General features: G+C 37.1%; 7 protein-coding genes and 1 pseudogene. All 8 read right to left on the reverse strand.

Annotation, left to right across the window (positions count from 1 at the left end; all coding sequences use genetic code 11):
- Positions 1-220: 220 nt before the first annotated feature.
- Positions 221-1,264, reverse strand: a complete 1,044-nt coding sequence (locus ACFIM1_RS08845; protein ID WP_375614813.1) for a tyrosine-type recombinase/integrase — start codon at positions 1,262-1,264, stop codon at positions 221-223.
- 2 nt (positions 1,265-1,266) lie between these two features.
- A complete protein-coding gene (locus ACFIM1_RS08850; RefSeq protein WP_375632710.1) occupies positions 1,267-1,515 on the reverse strand; it encodes a hypothetical protein in 249 nt (82 codons plus the stop codon).
- A 74-nt stretch (positions 1,516-1,589) separates the two neighbouring features.
- Positions 1,590-2,045: a hypothetical protein gene (locus ACFIM1_RS08855; RefSeq protein ID WP_375609811.1), complete on the reverse strand. Its 456-nt coding sequence runs from the start codon at positions 2,043-2,045 to the stop codon at positions 1,590-1,592.
- Between the two features lie 3 nt (positions 2,046-2,048).
- Positions 2,049-2,663 carry a hypothetical protein gene (locus ACFIM1_RS08860; protein WP_375614811.1) on the reverse strand — a complete coding sequence of 205 codons (615 nt, stop codon included), beginning with the start codon at positions 2,661-2,663 and terminating at the stop codon, positions 2,049-2,051.
- A 140-nt stretch (positions 2,664-2,803) separates the two neighbouring features.
- A complete protein-coding gene (locus ACFIM1_RS08865) occupies positions 2,804-3,292 on the reverse strand; it encodes a DUF488 family protein (protein WP_375606918.1) in 489 nt (162 codons plus the stop codon).
- Between the two features lie 58 nt (positions 3,293-3,350).
- Entirely contained in the window at positions 3,351-3,974 is a 624-nt protein-coding gene (locus ACFIM1_RS08870) for a lambda exonuclease family protein (protein ID WP_375694631.1), read from the reverse strand.
- A gap of 1 nt (position 3,975) precedes the next feature.
- Positions 3,976-4,782, reverse strand: coding sequence for an ERF family protein (locus tag ACFIM1_RS08875; RefSeq protein WP_375694633.1), 807 nt, complete (start codon positions 4,780-4,782; stop codon positions 3,976-3,978).
- 147 nt (positions 4,783-4,929) lie between these two features.
- Positions 4,930-5,101: pseudogene (locus tag ACFIM1_RS08880) on the reverse strand (phage regulatory protein/antirepressor Ant); the annotation flags it as partial.

The following is a 5,101-nucleotide window of genomic DNA, read 5'->3' on the forward strand; positions in this document are numbered from 1 at the left end:
CTTTAAAACTCTTTGAAAAAAAATGAATTGGTACAAAACCTAGTGGCAAAATATACAAAACCTGCTGGCAAGCTACATATACAAAACCTGCTGGCAAGCTACACAAGCTACAAAAGTGCTGTGGCGGAGGGGGTGGGAGCGTTATATTTATATAAAATCAATAAGTTATATAAAAGTTCGGGAGTTTTGATTCCGTTGATTATTTTAACTTATTTTATGTCTATCCCGAACCTTTTTGTAGCTTTTTGATTGCTTCTATTGCAAGTCGTTTTCTATCAGCTGTTTTGGTATAAAGGGATGCCATTTTATCTTCTGTCCAGCCAAAAAGCGCTTTCATTTGCGAAACTGTCGCACCAGCATTGGCTGCACGTGTTGCTGCTAATTTTCGCAATCCGTGCGCTGATTTTTTAATACCCGCCGCATTACATGCTTCACGAAAGAGGTTGCCAAAACTTTCTTTGACAAGCTTATTTCCACCTTTACCACAAATAAATGTTTCATTACCTATGGGACCAATTTTAAGGGTTTCCTCTAGTTCTGGTAAAATAGGAAGAAAAACATCTGTTTTAAATTGGCTCTTTTCTGTTTTGAGATAAATGATATTATCTTTGACGTCTTTCCAGCCGATACGAACGGCATCACCACGACGCAAGCCTGTATAAAGAAGAACATCAATCCAGACGCGTTCATGTGTACCATGTGACCAACGGTGATAATATTTGTCTATGTCCTCTTCTAGCCATGGCAGTAATCCCTCAATGTTTAAAGATTTTGGTGCTTTTATATTAAAGGCAGGATTTCTATTTAAAAGGGCATTATCAACCGCCCAATTAAAGAGACCGTTTAAAGAGGTCAAAAAATGTTTTGCAGCTGCGGGGGTCTCTCGCCTTCTGTCTACGGCTTCAAGCATGTGTTGTTTGTTTATGCTTTTATATGCACGATTACCGATATGTTTAGAAACATTATTCAGAATTCGATATTTAACTTTTTTAGTAGATTCTGATTGATTATGCCATTGCATGCTTTGTAAATACTGATGCAACAACCAATCGAAAGACCCTTCTGTGAGTCTGGTACGCCTCTTTGTTTTGGAGGAGCCATTTTGAGCTTGCTTAAGAGCAAGCGTATAATTATCGACAAACTCTTGCGTTCCATAGGTTCCTTCAATCCGAAACCGTGGTCCATGACCAATACGTACATACCATATGATTTTACCATGGCGTGTGCGTTCACGAACAAGATGCGGTGGACGGCGTTTTGGCATGGCTAAAACTTTATACCGTCAACAGAGGGACACGATTTGCTGGTATCGTAGTCTTTTTGTTCATTTTCAAGCGGTGGAAAATCGTCAATGCTATAAGTATTATCTATCGTTCTGGGTGTTACGATTTTATTGATATGAATTAATAATTCACCAGTAGGCTTGATTTCTACAACCTCTGCTCCTTGTTTTTTAGCTTCTCGTAAAGCACGTGCAATGGCTGGTTGTGTTATAGTAGGTTGGCGGTGTGCCATATCTGTTCCCCTTCATTTTAGATGCAATTCCCCCGTGGCGTGAATCACGCTTGTGTTAAAAGGATGGTTGGTTGTTAGAAAGGAATGTCGTCTTTTGTTGAAGAGTCGCCGTTCTGGGCGGTCATAGTTTGTTTACAATCTTCTGAATTATCATAAATTTTTACATTGCCATAAATTCTTGAATCGGCATCAATAATCACATTTCCATAAATTTGTGTGTGTCCAAAAATATGTCCATCATATATTTTGACGTTATTATAAATTTTTGCATTGCCAAAAATCTCGGCACAATCACCAATTTGTGCTTTATCATAAACCTTAGCACTATCGTAAATCTTAGCAAAACAATACGCCTTGGCATCATTATAAATCCAGCAATCGTCTTTTTGACTTAAATTGTCTTCATACTCTACAAAGCCGCCAAGGTCGCCTACTTTAACATCACCAAAATCTTTTAATGCACGTATGCGGTAAAGCGTAAGGTATCCATCAAACTCAATTGTTTCATCAGTCAGTTCATATTTTTTCATGGTTTATTGCCTCTCACCTGTTGAAATAATTTCATCATTGATGATCTCTGCGTTTCCCTGAATAAATGCTTCACCACAGATTTTGGCATTTCCCCCAACTTTTGCTCTGATGGAAATCAATGGAATGTCATAAATTTTAGCATTTCCATAAATTTTAGCTTTTCCACTAATAAACGCACCACCGGAAACTTGTGCATTCTCGTAGATTTGTGCACTGGCAAAAACATGAGCATGTCCAAAAATCTGAGCATTGCCAAAAATATTAGTTTGTCCGGTAATATATGCACTACCAAAAATACATGCATTTTCGTAAATATCAGCAATATTATCAATATAAGCATTATCAAAAACCTTGGCTTTGTCATAAACTCTTGCAAAACCATCAGCACAAGCGTTTCCATAAACATGTGCATCTCCCAAAACCTTGGCATAACCATAGATTTTTGCATCATCACCAACCCAGCAATTGCCATCATGTGAAAGATTGCTTTCATTTTGTATAAAACCGCCAAGATTTCCTTTTTTGACGTCTCCAAAATTTTTTAATGCACGAATGCGGTGAAGAGTTTTTCCTCTAAACTCAATTGTTTCATCAGTAAGTTCATATTTCTTTTCCATGGTTTATTTCCTTGATTTGCGTACAATCCACCCATTTCGTGAATCACGCATGACTTAAAAGTGTTAAGAAGGGTGGTGGTGCTAGGAGGCATTTGTGAAGAGAAGCACCTCCATATGTAAAAAATCTGTAAGTTTATTTTTTAGATGTGTTTAATTTCATATTTCCAATCAGGCAATTGAGTAAGAGCTAATGCGAGTTGTCCTCTATGACACATGCATACATTGGCTTCAAAACAGGTGATTGCAACGCGCTTTTTGTTTAAAAAAATTTGATATAATTTGTTTATTGCACAAAAATTATTCTTGAGAGTTGTATTTTGATAATTTTTAAAAAGGCGGTCATAATCTTTTTGTGTTTTCAAATTTCTTCGTTTTTCAGAAGCAATTCCAAGTTCAGGCATATGCATATATTCAATATCAATATTGCTTACAGCTTTTTCTAATTGTCTTTTTGAAAATCCGTGTTTTCTACTTATTGGATTTTTACGAACATCACATAAAGTTTTGATATTGTTTTCTATGAGACAACTAAGATAATCCTCAAGGGACTTACCTTCATAGCCAATGGTAAAAAAACAAAATTCCTCATCTTTAGCAGGCTGTATGATAATATGTTTAGTGTTACACACGTTTAATTTCCTTGGTAAATGGGTGGGGGTGCTGGGAGGAGAGAGCACCCCCATAGGTTTAAGCAGCTTTTGCCAAAATCTTTTGCATCTCTTGTTCTATTTCCCCTAAAAAGATTTCGACCGCTTTATTGATCTCTTCAATGTGTTTCTCATCACGGAGGACACGTTTGATTTTCATTCTCAAACCAGTAGATTTGCCTACAAAGTTTGGATTATAGCTCATGAAATCACACCATTTGCGTCCAGTGCATGCCATTTGGAATTGCATCTGTGCGATATATTCAGGCTTGATTTCGTCATAAATAAAAAAACGAAGATGGGTTGTTGATTGTGGACATTTGACTTCGATTAAACCGTCCTCTCCAATGAACCCATCAGGACTAGCCCCCGCCATTTCCATTTTGGGGTGTGGGATAAACCCGCATCTTGTGACTTCTGCGTCATAAATGAATTCATATTCTCTCAAGGCATTCTCTTCATGTTCAATGCCCCATTGCATAGCAGGTGTTGTATAAGATTGGCTTATTTCCTCTATTAAGCGTTCTGTCATGAGTTTCGTTTTGTAGTCTTCATATTTGCTTGTAGGCAAACCTTTTGCTGTCTTACTGAGTACGTTGTAAACGTTTGAAGCAGTGACTTTTCCTAAGCGCGCTTGAAACCATTCTGCTGTTCTTTGTTCCATCTCACACCGCCGTTTGTTGTTGAGTTGGTGCATATTCAATATCTTGTATAGGTGCATCTAATTGCTCTTGTTGTGCTTTATTCATTTGCTTTCGTTGCTTTTTTTTCAAAGCAAACAAAGCGTTTTGTGCTTGTTTAAAAGACATATCTTTTAGATTTTTTACTCCTATGAAAGAGAGAAGCCCACTTTCTTCAGATTGTGTTTTTTTAATTAATTCTTTGATTTCATTCATCTGTTCAGGAGAGATACCCGCAAGAAGTGTTATTCCATCTGTATCGTCTTCTTTTCTTGCAACATTAAGAAGCATGCCTAAGAGATATCTACGTGCGTAGCTTATAGTAGAACCAACCGCTTGTGTGTTATTTTTGCTTCCTGTAGCATCAATGGGAAATGTTCCTTGTGTTGATATTTCATTGCCCGATATATGCTTTAAAGTCATTTCTACAGTTATGTCATTTGAACTCTGGTCTTTGATACGAGAGAACAAGGCAAAGTGATGTTTTGCAAGAGGTTCTTTGATAGCATCAATATATTTATCAAGCGTTGTATAGAGGCTTTTAGTATGTGTATTAATGGCGTTTTGTTCGATATCTTTGTATTCCATTTGCATAGCAGAAAGATCACGGACAAAGTTTTGGCGCTCTTGTCGTTCTATCTCCTTTTCTCGCAATTCGAGAAGGCTCTTGAGACGGTCCAGACCAACATCATCTTTTAAAGCTCTTTCTAAAATAAGTTCCATAGCTGTAGGTTTGATTTCACAATCGTTTGTTTTGTTTACTTCTGTTAAGTTAGTGTTTTGTTCATTCATTTTTCTTTCCTCCATTGAAGACGCAATTCCCTCGTGGCGTGAATCACGCATGTGTTAAAAATGGTTGTTTGGTTGTTAGAAGCCTATTTCTTGAGGCTATAGAATTTCATCAGTTAATTCGTATTTTTTATTCATAACAATAGCCTCTTAATGCATGCTTTGTCTTTTAAGCTCTTGAGACAGCAGCCCCATACCTTTTGTGGTAATTTTTGCGCAAGGAATGACCTTTTCTATTCCATTTGCGGTTTGAAGTGTGATAGTTGGACAATCCATAAGTTTCTTTTGGATTTTGTCTTGATAAGGAAGCAAATTTCCACCT

This window comes from Bartonella sp. AC158YNML (genome assembly GCF_042196725.1).
In the GTDB taxonomy this organism is placed as follows: domain Bacteria; phylum Pseudomonadota; class Alphaproteobacteria; order Rhizobiales; family Rhizobiaceae; genus Bartonella.